Raw genomic sequence first — 17580 nt, 5'->3', positions numbered from 1 at the left:
AACAGGCAGGTTACGATGAAAAAATTCAAATTGGGTGAAATCAAAATCAAAAAGGCCGATCCTCAGCAGTTAACGGACAAGCTGCTGTTAATTAATCTGTATATTACTCAGGGCCTTACTCTATTTATCGGTTTGATATGGATATTATTACAGAAAAGAAATCCTATTCACATATTAAATTTTCCGGAGAATGCACATTTTGTGTTTTGGGGCCTTGGACTTGCAGCTGTTATGCTGGTTGTTGATTTCCTGCTGACCCATATTGTACCTGAGGACAGCATGGATGACGGAGGGATTAATGAGCTGCTGTTCGGCAACCGTCCTTTGTGGCATATTATTGTCATTGCGGCGATTGTCGCAGTATGCGAAGAGCTATTGTTCCGTGGTGCCATACAGCATTCACTGGGGCCGTACTGGACGAGCATTCTCTTCGCTGTTATTCATGTGCGTTATCTGCGCCACTGGATTCCAACAGGCTGGGTATTTCTCAGCAGCTACGGTCTCGGCTACATCTATATCCATTCCGGCAGTCTATGGGCACCGATCCTGTGCCACTTCCTCATAGATTTGTTCTCAGGAATGGTGATTCGTTACAGGAGGGCATCATGAGCGAAGAACTAAGCCGGGTAAGGTCCCGCCAGAAACAGTATAAGGGCGGAGGACAGTCTCCTGTCAAAGAAAATAATGGAAATGGTTCTTCCGAATCAGCTGCCGGACAGCTGGAGGCTCCAGTCCCTGCTCCAGGAACTTTATCGAGAAAGGTCCGACATGCTGAGAAGCAGACCACCAGGAAACCGAAGCGTGAAGTGGAGCAGCAGGAAGGAGAGGCAACTCCCTCCCGGGCGCAGAGTTATCCGTCAGAACGAATCCGTTTCAGCAAAATGTTTATTAACTCGCTGATCGTCATATTTGTAATGCTGCTCGCCTTTCTTTTGTTCTGGGGAATAAAAGGAGCACCTCCGCTGCATGAGCTATGGCAATGATGTGGCTGCTGATTCTCTTGAGCGTATGTGCTGGAGCGGCGGTGACTGCGGGTATAGTCATGGTTGCCGCAGCCTTCAAAAAACGCATTATTGCCGAGGAAATAGTGCTGGACAGACTGCCGGCTGCTTTTGACGGCTTCCGTATTCTGTTCATTACCGATATTCACCGCCGCCGTCTTCCGGCTGCTATGCTGGCACCGCTCCGCAGGAAGGTGGATGCAGTCTTCCTGGGCGGCGATCTGACGGAAAAGGGCAGTCCGGCGGAGCGCCTGCTGGATAATATGACGCTTACAGCATCTCTGGCGCCTGTCTACGCAGTTCATGGCAATCATGATTACCGGGCGAATATCTCGCTTGTCGATAATATCATCCGCGGCAGCGGAGCCAGACTGCTGCTTGATGAGAATGTGACTATTGAACGGTCCGGATCAAGGGTAATACTCACCGGCATGGATTTCCCGAGAAAAGGCGGCAAGAAGGCTTATGCAGCACTGCCGCCCGTGGCTGCCGCAGATACAGAGCTCCTGCGGATCATCCTGGTGCATGATCCGCTGTGGCTGTCCCAGCAGCAGGAGGTGCCCGCTGATCTGATATTGGCTGGACACACACATGGCGGACAAGTGGTGCTTCCCTTTATCGGAAGCAGGCATGGGGATGAATTCTACCGTCACTATAATGCCGGCATGTACGAAATTCCCGGGTACGGGACTGCCGCTCACCCGCTGAAGCTGCTGATCAGCCGTGGCTTCGGTACTGCGCACTTACCGCTGCGCTGGGGCAGCCCGGCCGAGATACATGTACTTACACTCCGCTGCAGGCAGGATTAACACTTATAAACAATTAAGAGACTGCCTCAAAAGCCATGTAATGTCTTCTGAGAAGTCTCCTTTTTTTTGAGTAAGATCAACGTTTGCACTTGATTGGACGCTCCGCGAACGGACCGTTGTTCCAATCGCTGTGCTCTCCAGATTTTTTTCATTCCCCTTGGCGGTGAAAATCCGGAGACCAAGGCGACCGCTACCGCTTTTCCACAATCAGTCCGTCCTCTCCACTGTTTAAGCGAAAAACGAATCTTCAATCTTAAAAAACACACATTAAAAGAAACCGCTCGGCAGCGACCCGACTTTCGTACGCTTAATTAATTGCTTCCGCTCTGAGCGGATGGATGAGGAATGTCCTCAAAGCGGTATATAACGCCGTGCTTCGGTTTCTGTCGAGGCGAATGCCAATTGCTACACCTTTGTTTGGGCAAACGCTGCACCAAGTATGCAGGAAATGGGGGAGTGGTAGTGTATTTGGACAACTGAAGTATAATTGGGGCTTCCGGTGCGTTCTGCTTCGCACATGGAAAAAGTGACGCTTGGGGTCGGTTGGCTTTCGCTTGCCGATCCTATGCTAAAGCAAGCCACGTTGGATCAAAAATGCAAGGCCGTGATTCCCCAATAACAGAGAATCACGGCCTTGCTGTCTTTTTACTGGCTTTTGAATAAATATGGGCTGTTTCTTTGTTGAAAATCTATTTATGAGATAGACTTAACGCATTTTCAGTTCAATGCTGCGTGGATCGACAAAGCTGTAGCCTTTGCCCTCGAGCGTAGTCAGCAGTTTATCCAGCGCTTCCACGGTCCACGGGAGCTCATGCATCAGAATATTGCTGCCGGAATGCAGCTGGCTGGTAACATTCGTGATCAGCTTTTCCGTTTTATTCGTGTCCTTTTCCTTCATCTCCCAGTCCAGCGAGCCGACAGACCAGGTCATATAGAGCAGTCCGTTGTCAGCGGCGATTTTTTTGCCGACGTCACCGCCTGCACCGTGCGGCGGGCGGAAGAACACGGGAGTCTCACCGGTGACCTCCTTGACAATATTCTGCACATCTTCAATCTGTTTCTTTACTTCCGCCTCGGATTTATCCTTCAGCACAATGTGATCCCAGCTGTGATTCCCGATAATGCCGCCGCGGTTATGAATCAGCTCAAGCAGATCAGGATGCTCCTTCACCCGGTACCCGTTGACGAAGAAAATGGCTTTGGCCTTGTGCTTGTCCAGCGTATCCATCAGCGGATTTATTAGTTCCGCATCCTTGGGCCCGTCATCGAAGGTCAGCAGGACGACCTTTTTGTTGGTTGCGGCATCGTTCGGGATGATGTCGTAGTTTTTGTTCATATGGTACAGCAGCGGTATTTCCTCTGAAGCTGCTGCCCCGGTTGGCTGAGCGGTTGCTGTAACTGCCGCATCCGCTGTTGCGGCAGGCGTTGCCTGCGCAGCGGGGGATTCACCGGCAGGAGAGTCCGTCTGAGCCGGAGCAGAGGCAGGCTGGTCAGTGGCAGGCTGTACTGTAGCCGGAGGCTGTGACGCGTTCCCCGCAGCGGTGTTGCCTGTATTCACGTCGTTGTTGCTGCAAGCTGACAGCAGAAAAGCAGCCAGGAGCAGCAGTGTTGTTGCTTTACCCACTTTTTTCATCTCGCTTTCTTGTTGTTTGGCTGTATGAGCCGGAATCTTTCCGCGAACACTAAGCATGATTTTACCATACAAGGAGGTTAGAGATATGAATACTTCGTCATTTCTATGCGGAGTGCTGATGGGTGCGGCCGCCAGTATGATTATGTCCAAAAAACGCAGCGCCATGATGTCTTCACTGCTTCACACGGGCGGTTCTTCAGAAAGTGCCGGTGAGAAAGCCAAGGACAAAATTATGGGAATGGCTATGACCGGCTTCGGAAGTACCGCTGAGGGCAGCAGCCATGATAACGGCTCTCATGCTTCCGGCAGCAGCGAACACAAGAAGGAGGATTCACCGGTGAAGTCCAAAGAATCCAACTTGAATATGCTCAAAGACTTCATCCGCAGCAATCCCGATGTGAAACATGAAGTAGAACAGATTCTCAAGGATACACATACAGCCATACCGGGATTGTAACCGGAATAGGCCGCTGCAGAATCATTTTGGGGACACCAAAGTCGCCAGAATGATTCTTTTTTCTGCCCGCGAAGAGGTTTCGGATACATGCATGTGCATACAACGAAAAGGCGGTGAAGCCGGGCTTTGCAGATATTGGGCAGTTAATTGGGCCTTTTCTATATTTATTTACGTGCATTTGTAGCGTCAAAATGATAACATACATACATAGTAACCATTTTTGGCTCATTACTCGGGACTCATCATACATTAATACTAAATGAGCTTGCAAAAGGAGGATCCTGTCATGAGAATAGAGCGATTAAGTCAAGATAAGATACGGATTTTCCTCACTTTTGACGACCTGAGCGAGCGGGGCATCCAGAAGGAAGACATGTGGCAGGAAGTTCCCAAGGTGCACGACCTCTTTACGGAAATGATGGATCAGGCGTACAGTGAACTTGGTTTTGACGCTACCGGTCCGCTTGCCGTGGAAGTGTTCGCATTGCCCGCGCAAGGCATGGTCGTTATTGTGACCCGGGGGAAATATGATCACCATTCGTACGGTGGTCCCGGGGAAGATGAATTGCCTGAAGAGATTTACGAGATGGAAGTTACTCTTGAACAAAGCGACTCCATTGTGTATGCATTCCGCGATTTTGAGGTTCTGGTTGAAGCGGCCCATGTGCTCATCGGCAATATTACTTCTCAAGGACAGCTGTATTCTTATAATGATAAATGGTATCTCTACTTTGATCCGAAGGAATTCGAAGAAGCGGCATTATCGGGTCTTGTAGGCGTGCTTGCAGAGTTTGGAGATTCATCTCCGGTTACTCAGGCTGTTCTGGCTGAATACGGCAAGACAGTGATGGCGGAGAATGCAATCGAGACCTTATGCACTCATTTTAAACGCCAGGAATAAAGACGGAGAAGGGCAAGGAAGCATCGGCTTAACTGCCCTTCCCTGAGGTTTTGCTGACGGGAGACGATCGTATTTAAGGGACGGGCAGTAGTTCAGCCCTGGATTGAAATTCAGAAAGATACTAGTTTTTAGGCGCGGGGGAGGCTATTCGGTGCTTTTGTTATCGGTCATTTCGTCAGCAGTGGCACCGGGACTTGCGCTGCTGACTTTTTTCTATCTGAAAGACAAGTATGATCAGGAGCCGCTCCATATGGTGCTGAAGGTGTTCCTGCTCGGCCTGATTATAGTTCTGCCGGTGATGATTATCCAGAGAGGTCTTGTGCTTGGTCTGGACGGCGGCCCTTATGTAGATTCGTTTCTGATCTCCTCCGGCGTGGAGGAAGGTCTGAAGTGGTTTGTGCTGTACCATATGATTTACAATCATACCGAATTTGACGAGCCCTATGATGGAATACTATACGCCGTGGCGATTTCGCTCGGCTTCGCAACGATAGAGAATGTAATGTATGCCTGGTACAGCAATGCTTCAATCGGTTCAATGGTCATGAGGGCGCTGCTCCCGGTATCCGGCCATGCCATGTTTGGCGTGATTATGGGATATCATATGGGGAGGGCCAAGTTTTCAAAAGGAGTCAAGACCAGAGGGATTCTGCTTATTTCCCTGCTGCTGCCATGGCTCTGGCACGGGATTTATGATTTCATACTGACAACTACGGCTAATTATTGGATCTGGTTCATCGTGCCCCTGATGGCTGTTTTATGGTACGGAGGGATGGGCAAAGTGGCGCGGGCCAACAGCCGCTCCCCGTTTCGTTTTTTGAAGCGGGAGGAAGAGGTTAACCTATAATAGAGATGGACACACTTAATCCTACAGGGCAGTTCCTTAAGGCAAGGAATTCCAGAGAGGAGAGGGGTGTCTTTTTTTGCGTGTAAAAGTTCGGATTGTCTGCAAACAGTGCGGCGAAACCTACATATTAAGAGGAAACAAGGAGCAGGGAGTCATTCAGACCGGCTTCAAGCAATGCTTGTGCAGCAGTGTCAGCGGCTTCGATATTGAAGAGCGCGCCTGACTGCTGTTAATAGAATAGAAGAATTTCTATTTCTCCCTGAAACGCCCCGTCCTTTAAAGAACGGCGCAACTGTTTCCGCATGGGTGCATAAGACTTCTCAGTTATTGTCAAACTAACGGCAATAAGCTACTGAAAGGAGTTTGACGGGCCTATGTACAAAAGATTAAGCGCCATAATGTTCCCGCTGACCGCACTCTTGCTGCTTGGAGCACTGGTCTGGGGGTATCAGGAGAACCAGGAGAAGAATTCGATTCTGATCAAAGCGGAGAACCAATATCAGCGTGCGTTCCATGATCTGTCCTACCATGTGGAGCGGCTTCATGGAGAGCTGGGTAACACGCTGGCGGTCAACACCACTTCCAATGGAATGCACCGCAAGGGTCTGGTGAATGTATGGCGGATTACGAGCGAGGCGCAGAACGAGATCAACCAGCTGCCGCTTACGCTGCTGCCGTTCAGTGAGACAGAGGAATTCCTCTCGAAGATCTCCAATTTCTCCTATAAGGCAGCGGTACGGGATTTCACCAAGAAACCGCTGACCGAAGGTGAAATGGCTAACTTGAAGACACTTTATGCGAATTCGGCAGAGATCTCCAAGGATCTGCAGGATGTCCAGAACAAAGTCATCAGTAACAGGCTGCGTTGGATGGACGTAGAAACGGCACTGGCTACAGAGGAAGAAGCGGAAGACAACACGATCATCGACGGGTTCAAAACAGTCGACAAGCGGGTTGCTGCCTATCCTGAGCTGGACTATGGCCCTTCGGTAGCAAGTATATATGATAAGCGTTCTGTCAAGAAGCTGGGCGGCAAGCCCGTCACAGCAGAGCAGGTCAAAGCCAAGGCGCTGAAATTTGCCGGGTTGGGCGGGAATGCAAACGTGAAGATCCAGGAGAACGGTAAGGGGACCGAATGGGCATCCTACACAGCAACTATTACATCGGCAGACCACAAAGAGCCGGTCACCATGGATTTCACGGCAGAAGGCGGACTGCTGATCTCCTACAATGACAACCGTGAAGTGGGTCCGGCCAAGGTATCCATGAAGCAGGCCGTGGAGAAGGCAGGCAAGTTTCTGGAGAAGAAGGGTTATCCCGGCATGACCGCAGTTAGTGCAGACAGGTATGATAACCTGGGCAACTTAACCTTTGTTACCAGCCAGGACGGTGTTCTGATCTATCCGGAGAAGATGACGGTACGGGTCGGACTGGATACGGGGGAAGCCACCGGATTCCAGGCCAGTGATTATGTGCATGAGCATAAGGAGAAGCGCGTGATTCCAAAGCCGGAACTGTCCCTGGCCGAAGTCAGAACCAGGCTGAACCCGGAGTTCAAGGAGCTGTATAACAGGCTGGCCTGGATTGAGAATGAAGATGCTGAAGAACTGCTGACGTATGAATTCGGAGGCAAAATCAACGGCTCCCAGTTCCGGATCTATCTGAATGCCGCAGACGGGAATGAGGAATCTGTAGAGCAGATCCGTACCTCTTCCGGAGCACAGGACAAATAAGCCGAGATTCAGGCAGAGTAAGCTTAACCTTAAGAAAAGGCGCTTTCCAAAACAGGAAAGCGCCTTTTTTGCTGGCCGTATAACGGTATTTAACCGCTTAGCCCAAATAATATTTCTGACCGGGCATGAAAGGCCATGCTATAATCGGGTTAGCATTAATTACTAACTCAAGCGGCGGTGACAGGTTTGTATCCCAAAATCAACGAATATTTATACCTGCAGGTTGCTTCCAGCGATGCAGCGGAGTCAGAGGTCGAATACCGGGCAAGAATTGCTGACATGGAGGAAGATACCTTTCTGATAGAAATCCCCATGCAGGAGAGTAACGGGCGTCTGAAAAAACTGTTTGTCGGAGATGAGCTGTCTGTTTATTTTCTTACTGAAGGCGGCATTAAAAATTATTTCAACACCCATGTAATTGGCTTCAAGGAAGAGGTCATCCGGATGGTGCGCCTCCGCAAGCCTGCTGTGGAATCCATCTTCAAAATCCAGCGCCGCAGCTTTTTCCGCGTGAATGCCGAGCTGGAGCTTGCTGTTAAAGATTCCTTGGGCAGCCGCTTTCTGGTGCGGACTGAGGATATCGGCGGCGGGGGGACCTCATTCTTAAGCGATGCCAAAATTACTTTGAAGGTTGGAGATAAGCTAGGCTGCTGGCTGCTGGTAGCGTACCGTAACGGCAGCACGGAGCATGTTAATTTCGAAGGCGAAATTGTACGGATCAAGAAGCTCGAAACCGGACGTAATCTGGTCATGCTGAAGTTTTCGTCCATTTCCGATTCGGAACGCCAAAAAATAATCCGTTACTGTTTTGAACGCCAATTTGATTTCCGTAACCGGTGACAGGACTGTGCGGGGATTCCCCAAAAGGCATCAATATAAGCTTTTTTCTCCTCAAAAACCTCCGAGTCATTTTGCACTGAGGTATAAACTGTGGTATAATTTTATAAGTCGCAGGCAATGCCTGCTTTTTTCTTGATAATATCAGCAAGTCCCTAGAGAGATATGTCGATAGGCATATTTCCTGCGGAAGAGTGTTTGAGGAGGAATGCCCCGTTGGACAGGCAGGGGACACATACTTACGACAGAATTAACGTCGCCATCGACGGACCTGCCGGGGCAGGCAAGAGTACTGTAGCCCGATTGGTAGCACGGGAGCTGTCTTACATTTATGTAGACACGGGTGCGATGTACCGGGCAATCACCTGGTATATGATTCGTGAAGGCATATCTGCGGAGGAGCATGAACTGGTGCATCAGAGGATCCAGGACATGAATATTGACCTTCTTCCGGAGAAAGACGTGCAGAAAGTGTTGATTAATGGGGAAGACATGACCCCGCATATCCGGAGTCTTCAGGTCAGCGGCCAAGTGTCGCAGTATTCGAAGATCGAGGGTGTAAGATCCAGACTCAGCCAGCTGCAGCGCCAGATGGCACTCCGCAAGGGAGTCGTAATGGATGGCCGGGATATCGGTACAACCGTACTGCCGGATGCCGAAGTGAAGATTTTCATGACGGCAAGTGTGGAGGAGCGTGCTCTCCGTCGTTACAAGGAACTGAAGGATACGGAAACAGTGACTCTCCAGCAGCTTGAACATGATATTGCAGCGCGGGACCGTCTTGACGAGGGCCGTGAGATTTCACCGCTGCGCCGTGCCGAAGACGCTGTTCTTCTGGATACGACCCATATGGATATCGGTCAGGCCGTGGAAGCCATCGTCTCCCACTGCAGAACTTATGTTGACGGGGAGAGAAATCATCTATGATTTATGCAATTTGCTGTGGATTGCTTCGCTTTATTTATGCCATACTGTTCCCGCTTAAGATTGTGGGGAGAGAAAATGTGCCAAAGGAGGGCGGAGTCCTGCTCTGCGCAAATCACATCAGCCTGCTCGATCCGATGACGATTGGGATTAAGCTGAAACGACAGGTGAAATACATGGCCAAGGCGGAGCTCTTTACTGTTCCTGTATTAGGCTGGCTCATTAAGCAACTGGGAGCTTTTCCTGTCAAACGTGGCGGCGTAAGCAAAGAATCCATAAAAACGGCCCTTAATACGCTTCGCAGCGGAAATGTTATGGGCATCTTTCCGGAAGGCACGCGCAACTCTGACTCCGGTGCAGCTAAGAAAGGCGCAGCAAGTTTTGCCCTTCGCAGCGGCGCAGCCGTTGTACCTGCGGCTATTATCGGATCTTACAAGCCCTTTCGCCGGATGACTGTTGTTTACGGGGCTCCCATAGATCTCAGTTCGTTTGAAGGAGCAGGAAGTGAATCTCTGGAAGCGGTAACCGATGTTATTATGGGGCGTATCCACGAGATGATCCAAACAGGCAAGCCCAGTACGCGTTAAGCCCGGGCGCCCTGCATCTGCGAATCGCAGATGATTAATAGCATAACCGCTATTTTTTGGAACATACTAACGTACAAAGTGCAATTGATGATTGTTTTGAACTCTGCTATACGCGGGTTTAAATAAATGGGGTTTTGAATCGAGGAGGGTAATCACATGTCTGAAGAAATCAAAAATCAAGAAGCTGCGGATAACGTTGAGAACAACGAAACCGTGGAAGCAACAGAAGCTGTGGAATCCGCAGAAGCTGTTACGGGTACCGAAGAAGAAGTGACAAGCCAAGAAGGCCTGGAAATCATTTCTTTGAAAAAAGGCGATACCGTGAAAGGAACGATCGTCAAAATCGAAGATAACCAAGCTTATGTAAGCATTGGATATAAATACGACGGCGTCATTCCTATTCGCGAATTGTCTTCCGTACAACTGGACAATGCCGCAGCAGCGGTAGAAGTCGGACAAGAAGTGGAATGCAAGGTTGTCAGCATCAACGACAACAAGGAAAGCCTGGTTCTTTCCAAACGTGCAATCGACAGCGAAAAATCATGGGAAGATCTTGAGAAATACTTCGCTTCCCAGGAATCGTTCGAAGTTACTGTGGCTGACGTTGTCAAAGGCGGCCTCGTGGCTGACGTTGGCGCGCGCGGATTCATTCCGGCTTCCATGGTTGAACGTCACTTCGTTGAAGATTTCAGCGACTACAAAGGCCGCACATTGCGTGTGAAAGTGAAAGAACTTGACCGTGAGAACAGCAAGGTTATTCTTTCCGCCAAAGAAGTTCTGGAAGAAGAATTCGAAGCTAACAAGCAGAAGATCATGTCCGAGCTGTCCGAAGGACAAATCATCGAAGGTACTGTACAACGTCTGACTCAATTCGGCGCATTTGTGGATGTTGGCGGCGTTGACGGTCTGGTTCACGTATCCGAGATCGCCTGGAACCACGTGGAGAAGCCATCCGATGTAGTATCCGAAGGTGATAAGGTTCGCGTAAAAGTACTTAAGGTTGATCCTGAAAAAGGCAAAATCAGCCTCAGCATCAAAGCCGCTGCTCCGGGTCCTTGGGATTCCGCAGCTGGTCAGATCAACATCGGCGATGTAGTTACAGGCGAAGTTAAACGCCTTGTAAACTTCGGCGCGTTCGTTGAACTGCTTCCAGGCGTTGAAGGCCTTGTGCACATTTCCCAGATCTCCCACAAGCACATTGGCACTCCGCATGAAGTGCTCAAAGAAGGACAGGAAGTACAAGTGAAAGTGCTTGACTTCAATCCATCCGAGAAGCGCGTAAGCCTCAGCATCAAGGAAACCGAAGAAGCTCCGGCTCCTACGGCTAGACCTGAACGCAGCAACAGCAGAGACAGAGCGCCAAAAGAAGTGCTGAACAATCCTAACGTATCGCTCAGCAATGAAGGCCTCAGCTTCACACTGGCTGAACGTTTCGGCGACAAGCTGGACAAATTCAAGGGTAACAACTAATCCCTTTGTTATTTCATCATAACGGGTAAAGTAATCGGCGAGCCCTCGATAAGAGGGTTCGCCGATTGTGTTTTACAGGCAAGTATGGAGCGGCGGAACAGTTGTAAGACTGTTAGCCAATTGTATTGTTTTTTGCTATGATGAGTAACGTAAGGAAGACAGGAGGAATGAATATGGCAAGACCCGTTGTGGCCATCGTTGGCAGGCCTAACGTCGGTAAATCGACGATTTTTAACAGGCTGATTGGCGATAGACTGGCCATCGTAGAAGATAAACCGGGGATTACACGTGACCGGATATACGGAGTTTCGGATTGGAACGGCAAATCCTTCAGTGTGATTGATACCGGGGGGATTGAAATTGACGGTGAAGACGCCATTCTGAAGTCGATCCGCGTTCAGGCGGAGCTGGCGATCGAAGAAGCGGATGTCATCGTCTTTATGTGCGAGGCGAAGAGCGGACTTACGAGCTCGGATGAAGAAGTAGCGCAGATTCTTTTCCGTTCCGGCAAGCCGATCGTTCTGGCTATTAATAAAGTGGATAACATGAAGCGCACCGAGGATATTTATGAATTTTACAGCCTTGGAATTGGCGACCCGATCGGGATTTCAGGAAGCCACGGAACCGGAATCGGAGATCTGCTGGATGCGGTTGTTGAACGTCTGCCTGATAAAACCGATGAGGAATATGACGATGATGTCATTCGTGTAGCTTTGATCGGCCGTCCGAATGTAGGTAAATCCTCGCTGGTGAATGCTATTCTTGGCGAAGAACGCGTAATTGTCAGCGATGTTGCGGGTACTACACGCGATGCGATCGATACACCGTTTGAACGGGATGGCCAGCGTTATGTGCTCATTGATACTGCGGGCATGCGTAAACGCGGCAAGGTCTATGAAAACACGGAAAAATACAGCGTGATGAGAGCCATGAAGGCTATTGAACGTGCTGATGTTGTACTGGTGGTAATTAACGGTGAAGAAGGCATTATTGATCAGGACAAGCATATTGCCGGTTATGCCCATGATGCGGGCAAAGCCTCTATCTTTGTCGTCAACAAATGGGATGCCATTGAGAAAGACGACAAGACAATGCAGAATTTCGAACGCAATATCCGTGATCACTTCCTGTTCATGAGCTATGCGCCAGTGGTGTTCCTGTCTGCGCTTACCAAACAGCGGCTGCAGAAGCTGCTGCCGGTCGTACAGCATGTCGCACAGCAGCATGCACTCCGGATTACCACGCATCTGGTGAACGATGTGGTATCCGATGCAGTAGCGATCAATCCTCCGCCGACAGACAAAGGACGGCGTCTGCGCATCAATTATGTAACCCAGGTTGCTACGAAGCCGCCGACAATCGTGGTATTCGTCAACGATCCTTCGCTGATGCACTTCTCCTATGAGCGTTATCTGGAGAATAAGCTGCGCGCGGCATTCAATTTCGAAGGCACACCGATCCGTCTCTTTACACGGCGCAAATCCGAAAACGAAGGTTAGGGGAGAAGAGTAGTGGCGTTTGAACTTCTGGTTATCGTTGTAAGCTATTTGCTTGGCTCTATCAGCTTCAGTGTATTGCTCGCCCGGCTGCTTAAAGGCATCGACATCCGCCAATATGGAAGCGGCAATGCGGGGGCAACCAATACACTGCGGGTAATGGGGAAGGGACCGGCCATACTGGTGCTGTTTCTGGACGTACTGAAGGGAATTGCCGCAGTCTGGCTTGGAACATGGGCCGGCGGCTGGGGAACCTGGATTGCAGTGGGCTGTGGGATCGCTGCCATCATCGGGCATAATTGGCCGCTCTATTTTCACTTTCGCGGAGGGAAAGGCATTGCAACGACAATTGGCGTAATGGCTACGCTTGTATTCTGGCCTGCACTAATTGCTGGATTGATTGCTATTCTGGCAATCGTTCTGACCCGGTATGTGTCGCTGGGTTCTCTGATCTTCGTGGCATTGACACCGGTATTTCTGCTGTTTACCGGGTTCACAACGCCTGAGCTATGGGGTAGCCTGATTATCGCACTGTTTGCGTTCTGGCGTCACCGCAGCAATATACTTAAGATTTCACAGGGCCGGGAGAACAAAATCGGCTCCAAAGTTAAGGAGGCGAATCGCGTTGTCTGATAAAGTAACCGTGCTGGTCGCGGGCAGTTGGGGAACTGCGCTGGCCACTGTGCTGGCGGCTAACCACTCGGAGGTTTATCTGTGGACGCGAAAACCCGAACAAGCTGCCGAGATTAATGAAGCCCATACGAATCATCATTTTCTGCCGGGAATCACTCTTCCTGCGAACATTATTGCCACTACGGACATGGAGACGGCTGTTTCCGGTTCGAAGGCAGTAGTTATTGTTGCGCCTTCTTCCGGAATGCGCCAGGTTGCGCACAGCCTGAAGCCCTTCTGGAAGGAAGATATGCTCTGTATTCATGCTACGAAGGGCTTTGAGACGGAGAGCATGAAGCGTATGTCGACAGTGATCTCAGAAGAGCTTGGCTGCAATGAAAGTCAGGTCGTTGTCCTCTCCGGCCCGAGTCACGCGGAGGAAGTAGTACGGCTCTGTCCGACTACCGTTGTGGTGGCTTCACCTGACGATAGCCGTGCCGCTGCAGCGCAAGGACTGTTCATTAACAATGACTTCCGGGTATATACCAACCGCGATCAGGTCGGCGTAGAGCTGGCTGGCGCACTGAAGAATATTATCGCGCTGGGTGCAGGGCTATCGGACGGGCTGGGCTTCGGGGACAATGCCAAAGCAGCGCTTCTTACCCGCGGCTTGGCCGAGATTTCTCGTGTTGGCGTAGAGCTTGGGGCGAACCCGCTGACCTTCTCCGGTCTTGCCGGACTCGGTGACCTTGTCGTGACGGCGACCAGCCAGCACAGCCGCAACTGGCGTGCTGGTTCCATGCTGGGCCAGGGCAAGCCGCTGGCAGAGGTGCTGGAGTCCATGGGCATGGTAGTGGAAGGTATCCGGACAACGGAAGCTGCTTATGCGATATCGCTTAAATTAGGCGTGCAGATGCCGATTACGGACCAGATTTATCATGTGCTGTTCAAGGGAAGAACACCGCGTAATGCGGTGGAAGCCTTGATGGGCCGTGACCGCAAGACAGAGATGGAAGCCATTTCACAGGAAACCTGGGAGCAATGGCATTCCTGATCGCGTTCACCTTTTGCCGGAGAGCCTCATATGTTGTATTGGGGATTGACGGAGGAGGGATGAATAGTGAGCAGAGATTTTTCCAAGGATGCTTTGAACGCCATTAACAAGAAGGCGGGCAAGAACATTACGGAAGGTGCCATCAAGAAGCTGGCCGGGACGGTCAAGCCGGGCACCACGCAGAATGAAGCCCAGCTCCGCCAGTTAATTAAGCAGGTGTCAGCAATGGCCAAAGTGCCAGTCAGTGAAGCTACCGTGCAGGAAATCATCAATGCCGTTAAAAAAGGCGGCGCGGGTTCCGGTTCGATGGAGTCTTTAATGAAAATGCTGCTGAAAAAATAGCATATCATGCATAAAGGAGCCACCCCTCCAGGGCTGGCAAATTGCTTGTCTGCTTGTGTAGGGCAAAAACCCGGGAATCTAGCCAGATTCCGAGGTTTTTGCTCTTTTTTTAATATAAAGACTTATAATATCTAAGGTTTCACGCTATAATAGTCGCAATCCGGGTATAGTGAAATGGGGGCGCATGGACTATGGATCCAATGACGAAAATGTGGCTGTCTCTGATTGCGGTACTGATTATGGGTTTATCCGTTTTTTTGATTACATTTGCACGCAGCAGGACCAAGGGCTGGCTTAGAGGCGTACTATCCGTACTTGCATTTGTGATTATGCTGATCGGGATATTAGGCGGAGCCGCTTCAATTATGTAAGCATTTACAATACACTCAGACAGACGTATTTCTGACAGAATCGATTGATGATTTTACAGGAATGGAGCGTGTGTTGATCTATGACCGGTTCAGGAATCCCCTATGCACTTGAGACAGCGCTGGGCAGCATAGTAGAAGATTTAGAATACTACGGGCTGGGCAAGCCCCCTGTTTGGCTTCTGGGAGGGAGCTGCGGGCTGCTGCTGCACGGGGCCCAACTGGCTGTCCCGCCGCGTGATATTGATGTCTATTGCGACCTGAAGGATACCTGGCAGCTTCATCAATCCCTTCTCCGGTATGCAGTCAGTCCGCCGGAAGAGGATTTCAGCGGAAGCTGTTATTCACTGCGCGCTCTCTATTTCATGGGGGAGGCCAAGGTTGAACTGGTGGGCGGGTTCAGAATGGGCAGCGGCGAATGGCAATATTCAGTGGATGCCGGCATGCTGCAGCAGTATGCCCCGGTACGCAATTACGAAGGGATTGGCCTTGTGCGTCTGATGCCGGTGGTTCATGAGCTGATATTTAATCTGCTGCGGGGCAGGGACGCGCGCTGCCAGGCAATCGCGGGGCTGATCAAACAGGATAAGGCCGCCCATCTCCCGCTGCTGTATCAGTTAATTCAAGAGAACCATCTGGAAGATCACCTGCAGGCGAAGCTGGAGGCATTGCTGGAGATATCCACATCCATAGAGATTTAAGATGAACCAAGGAAGGAACAACATCATGGCATCTCATAAAAAAATAAATGTCACTTTCCTGCCCGACACCCGGCGTGTCTCCGTGCCACATGGAGTATCGCTGCTTGAGGCGGTACACAGAGCCGGAATCGTTCTGCCCACCCGCTGCGGCGGTAAAGCCGGATGCCTGATGTGCAAAGTGTCAGTAGATCCCGGAGAGTCAGCAGCGCTGAGACCTCCTTCAGATGCCGAGAGACGCAAGCTGGGCAGCCTGCTGGATCAAGGCGTCCGTCTGGCCTGCCAGGCCGCTGTCTGGGAGGATGTGAGCGTGCACATTCCCGAGGACCCGCTTAAGGCGGCCGTACGCCGCAGACTGGAAGCTGCGCGCCGTGGAGAAGCAGAGGACTTATGGTGACTGGGAAGGCTTAGCAGATAACCAGAGAAAGGGGGCGTATTTATCAACTCCATGTATCAGGTGAAACGCCGGCAATCACTGAGAAGAGCAGCCCTGCTGCCTTGGGTTGCCCTGCTGCTATGGTCACTTGGCGGCTGCATGTATCCCGGGGATTCTGAGCAGCGGCAGCCCGGCAGCGGGTACCGCGAGAGTGTGAAGCGGGTGCAGGCAGCGGTAGATGACTATCAGGAGCAGGAAGGCCTGCTTCCGATTAAGACCAGCGATGAAGCAACGCCAAGATATGAGAAATTCGTGGTCGATCTGAATAAACTGCAGCAGGCAGGGTACCTGGATGAAATACCGGCAGCGGCTTTTGAGAAGGGCGGCAGCGCGTATTTTCTGATTCTGGACGAAGAAAGTGATCCTCAGGTGAAGCTGATGGACCTGGTGACCGTGCAGAAGGTTAACGATGTACAGCGCAAGGTTAACCTCTACAAGTCCGCACATGGTGGAGAACTGCCGGCGGAAGAAGAAGTGTATCCGGGCCTCTCTGCAATTGATGCCAAGAAGGCGGGAACAGCGTCTATTAAGCTGAACAGTGTGTATTCCGGCCAGGCCCTGCAGTTCCTTATGGACAAGGACGGTACGGTATATGCCGATTACGGTGCGGATATCAGCTCAGCTATAGATAAGAATGGCGGGGCGCCTGAGGCAGACCGCGACTTGCGTCTGGAGCTGGAGCAGGCGTCGTATTACGTGCCCGTTAAGTCATTGCCTTATTTGTGGGTTGACGGCCAGCCGGTTCCGCAGGCTCCGACGGAATAGAAGCTTTAGATCAGCACCGGATTATAATTTCGGTGCTTTTTTGTATTTGTACAGAATTTATTCAGTGTAAGCCCTGCAGTTAGATTCGCTCCCCCGGCAGTTGTCCACGGATTTACTGATTATTTTGGCAGTCCGCAGCGGCAACCTGGTGGATCAAGGCGTAAATAGTTTGGAGTGCACGATGTTTAGTTGTATTTCGTGCAGTTAAAAGACGGTGAAAAAACGGATTTTTCAGATTAACTGTATTCTGTACAACTAAAATTAGCGGAAAGCCCTTTTATCGCGTTATGGGGATTTTTAGATGTAGAAAATACAATTAAAGCTCTAGTGGCATGCTAATCGACCGCTTTAGTTGCACAAAATACAGTTAGAGCGTGCACTCAAAACAAAATACCTGAGTCAAACCATATAGTGGTTCTAGGCGAAAACCCGGCTTCATAGGATTGATGAGAAGACTTCCGGGCGTCGTGACGCATTGGCGTGCTAGAGCGGGCATACAAAATTTCAACTGCAAAATGCACGGACGAGGGTCATAAATCCGTTCTGGATACATATGATGATACTAGTCCAAATGCATGTCCGAGCATTCGGAGTTTAGCGCGGGGCAACA

At 50.5% G+C, this 17580-nt stretch carries 21 protein-coding genes; 20 read left to right on the top strand and 1 reads right to left on the bottom strand.

Annotation, left to right across the window (positions count from 1 at the left end):
• Positions 1-15: 15 nt before the first annotated feature.
• The 3 genes from NSU01_RS22820 to NSU01_RS22810 are packed head-to-tail and all read left to right on the top strand — an operon-like array spanning position 16 to position 1810.
• Positions 16-609: a type II CAAX endopeptidase family protein gene (locus NSU01_RS22820; RefSeq protein WP_039301751.1), complete on the top strand. Its 594-nt coding sequence runs from the start codon at positions 16-18 to the stop codon at positions 607-609.
• Complete coding sequence (locus NSU01_RS22815; protein ID WP_042138637.1) at positions 606-983, top strand: hypothetical protein; 378 nt, start codon at positions 606-608, stop codon at positions 981-983. The genes NSU01_RS22820 and NSU01_RS22815 overlap by 4 nt, the downstream gene beginning before the upstream one ends.
• Positions 980-1810 (top strand): metallophosphoesterase, encoded by an 831-nt coding sequence (locus NSU01_RS22810; RefSeq protein ID WP_339302341.1) that lies wholly within the window; start codon positions 980-982, stop codon positions 1808-1810. The genes NSU01_RS22815 and NSU01_RS22810 overlap by 4 nt, the downstream gene beginning before the upstream one ends.
• 706 nt (positions 1811-2516) lie before the next feature.
• Here the strand turns inward: NSU01_RS22810 and NSU01_RS22805 are convergent.
• The gene (locus tag NSU01_RS22805) at positions 2517-3443 is read right to left on the bottom strand and encodes a polysaccharide deacetylase family protein (RefSeq protein ID WP_256703801.1); all 927 of its coding nucleotides are present in this window, start codon (positions 3441-3443) and stop codon (positions 2517-2519) included.
• A gap of 85 nt (positions 3444-3528) precedes the next feature.
• On the opposite strand from NSU01_RS22805, the gene NSU01_RS22800 reads away from it, so the two are divergent.
• The 17 genes from NSU01_RS22800 (at position 3529) to NSU01_RS22720 (ending at position 16970) form a co-directional block, all read left to right on the top strand.
• Positions 3529-3900 (top strand): hypothetical protein, encoded by a 372-nt coding sequence (locus NSU01_RS22800; protein ID WP_039301760.1) that lies wholly within the window; start codon positions 3529-3531, stop codon positions 3898-3900.
• 286 nt (positions 3901-4186) lie between these two features.
• Entirely contained in the window at positions 4187-4801 is a 615-nt protein-coding gene (locus NSU01_RS22795; protein ID WP_039301763.1) for a genetic competence negative regulator, read from the top strand.
• Between the two features lie 151 nt (positions 4802-4952).
• Positions 4953-5648: a glutamic-type intramembrane protease PrsW gene (gene prsW, locus NSU01_RS22790; RefSeq protein WP_039301765.1), complete on the top strand. Its 696-nt coding sequence runs from the start codon at positions 4953-4955 to the stop codon at positions 5646-5648.
• Positions 5649-5724: 76 nt separating this feature from the next.
• Positions 5725-5871, top strand: a complete 147-nt coding sequence (locus NSU01_RS22785; protein WP_171716693.1) for a hypothetical protein — start codon at positions 5725-5727, stop codon at positions 5869-5871.
• A gap of 151 nt (positions 5872-6022) precedes the next feature.
• Complete coding sequence (gene ypeB / locus NSU01_RS22780) at positions 6023-7381, top strand: germination protein YpeB (RefSeq protein ID WP_042138635.1); 1359 nt, start codon at positions 6023-6025, stop codon at positions 7379-7381.
• A 186-nt stretch (positions 7382-7567) separates the two neighbouring features.
• A complete protein-coding gene (locus tag NSU01_RS22775; protein WP_171716691.1) occupies positions 7568-8221 on the top strand; it encodes a flagellar brake domain-containing protein in 654 nt (217 codons plus the stop codon).
• Positions 8222-8434: 213 nt separating this feature from the next.
• Positions 8435-9145 carry a (d)CMP kinase gene (cmk, locus tag NSU01_RS22770; protein ID WP_042138633.1) on the top strand — a complete coding sequence of 237 codons (711 nt, stop codon included), beginning with the start codon at positions 8435-8437 and terminating at the stop codon, positions 9143-9145.
• Entirely contained in the window at positions 9142-9729 is a 588-nt protein-coding gene (locus NSU01_RS22765; protein ID WP_042138632.1) for a lysophospholipid acyltransferase family protein, read from the top strand. Before cmk ends, NSU01_RS22765 begins: the two co-directional genes overlap by 4 nt.
• Positions 9730-9885: 156 nt before the next feature.
• Positions 9886-11199 carry a 30S ribosomal protein S1 gene (gene rpsA, locus NSU01_RS22760; protein WP_081970066.1) on the top strand — a complete coding sequence of 438 codons (1314 nt, stop codon included), beginning with the start codon at positions 9886-9888 and terminating at the stop codon, positions 11197-11199.
• 173 nt (positions 11200-11372) lie between these two features.
• The gene (der, locus tag NSU01_RS22755) at positions 11373-12698 is read left to right on the top strand and encodes a ribosome biogenesis GTPase Der (protein ID WP_042138631.1); all 1326 of its coding nucleotides are present in this window, start codon (positions 11373-11375) and stop codon (positions 12696-12698) included.
• A 12-nt stretch (positions 12699-12710) separates the two neighbouring features.
• A complete protein-coding gene (gene plsY, locus NSU01_RS22750) occupies positions 12711-13328 on the top strand; it encodes a glycerol-3-phosphate 1-O-acyltransferase PlsY (RefSeq protein WP_039301782.1) in 618 nt (205 codons plus the stop codon).
• Positions 13321-14361 (top strand): NAD(P)H-dependent glycerol-3-phosphate dehydrogenase, encoded by a 1041-nt coding sequence (locus tag NSU01_RS22745; RefSeq protein WP_039301785.1) that lies wholly within the window; start codon positions 13321-13323, stop codon positions 14359-14361. Before plsY ends, NSU01_RS22745 begins: the two co-directional genes overlap by 8 nt.
• Positions 14362-14427: 66 nt before the next feature.
• Positions 14428-14703, top strand: coding sequence for a stage VI sporulation protein F (locus NSU01_RS22740; protein WP_039301788.1), 276 nt, complete (start codon positions 14428-14430; stop codon positions 14701-14703).
• Positions 14704-14894: 191 nt separating this feature from the next.
• Positions 14895-15074, top strand: coding sequence for a DUF2768 family protein (locus NSU01_RS22735; protein ID WP_039301791.1), 180 nt, complete (start codon positions 14895-14897; stop codon positions 15072-15074).
• Positions 15075-15154: 80 nt separating this feature from the next.
• A complete protein-coding gene (locus tag NSU01_RS22730) occupies positions 15155-15772 on the top strand; it encodes a hypothetical protein (RefSeq protein WP_076243348.1) in 618 nt (205 codons plus the stop codon).
• A 25-nt stretch (positions 15773-15797) separates the two neighbouring features.
• Positions 15798-16166: a 2Fe-2S iron-sulfur cluster-binding protein gene (locus NSU01_RS22725; protein ID WP_042138629.1), complete on the top strand. Its 369-nt coding sequence runs from the start codon at positions 15798-15800 to the stop codon at positions 16164-16166.
• Between the two features lie 51 nt (positions 16167-16217).
• Entirely contained in the window at positions 16218-16970 is a 753-nt protein-coding gene (locus NSU01_RS22720; RefSeq protein ID WP_076243347.1) for a DUF3939 domain-containing protein, read from the top strand.
• The last annotated feature ends 610 nt before the right edge of the window (positions 16971-17580 follow it).

It is taken from the genome of Paenibacillus sp. FSL H8-0259, from assembly GCF_037963255.1.
GTDB lineage: Bacteria > Bacillota > Bacilli > Paenibacillales > Paenibacillaceae > Paenibacillus_AQ > Paenibacillus_AQ phytohabitans.
This window is presented reverse-complemented; position numbering and strand designations above follow the sequence as displayed.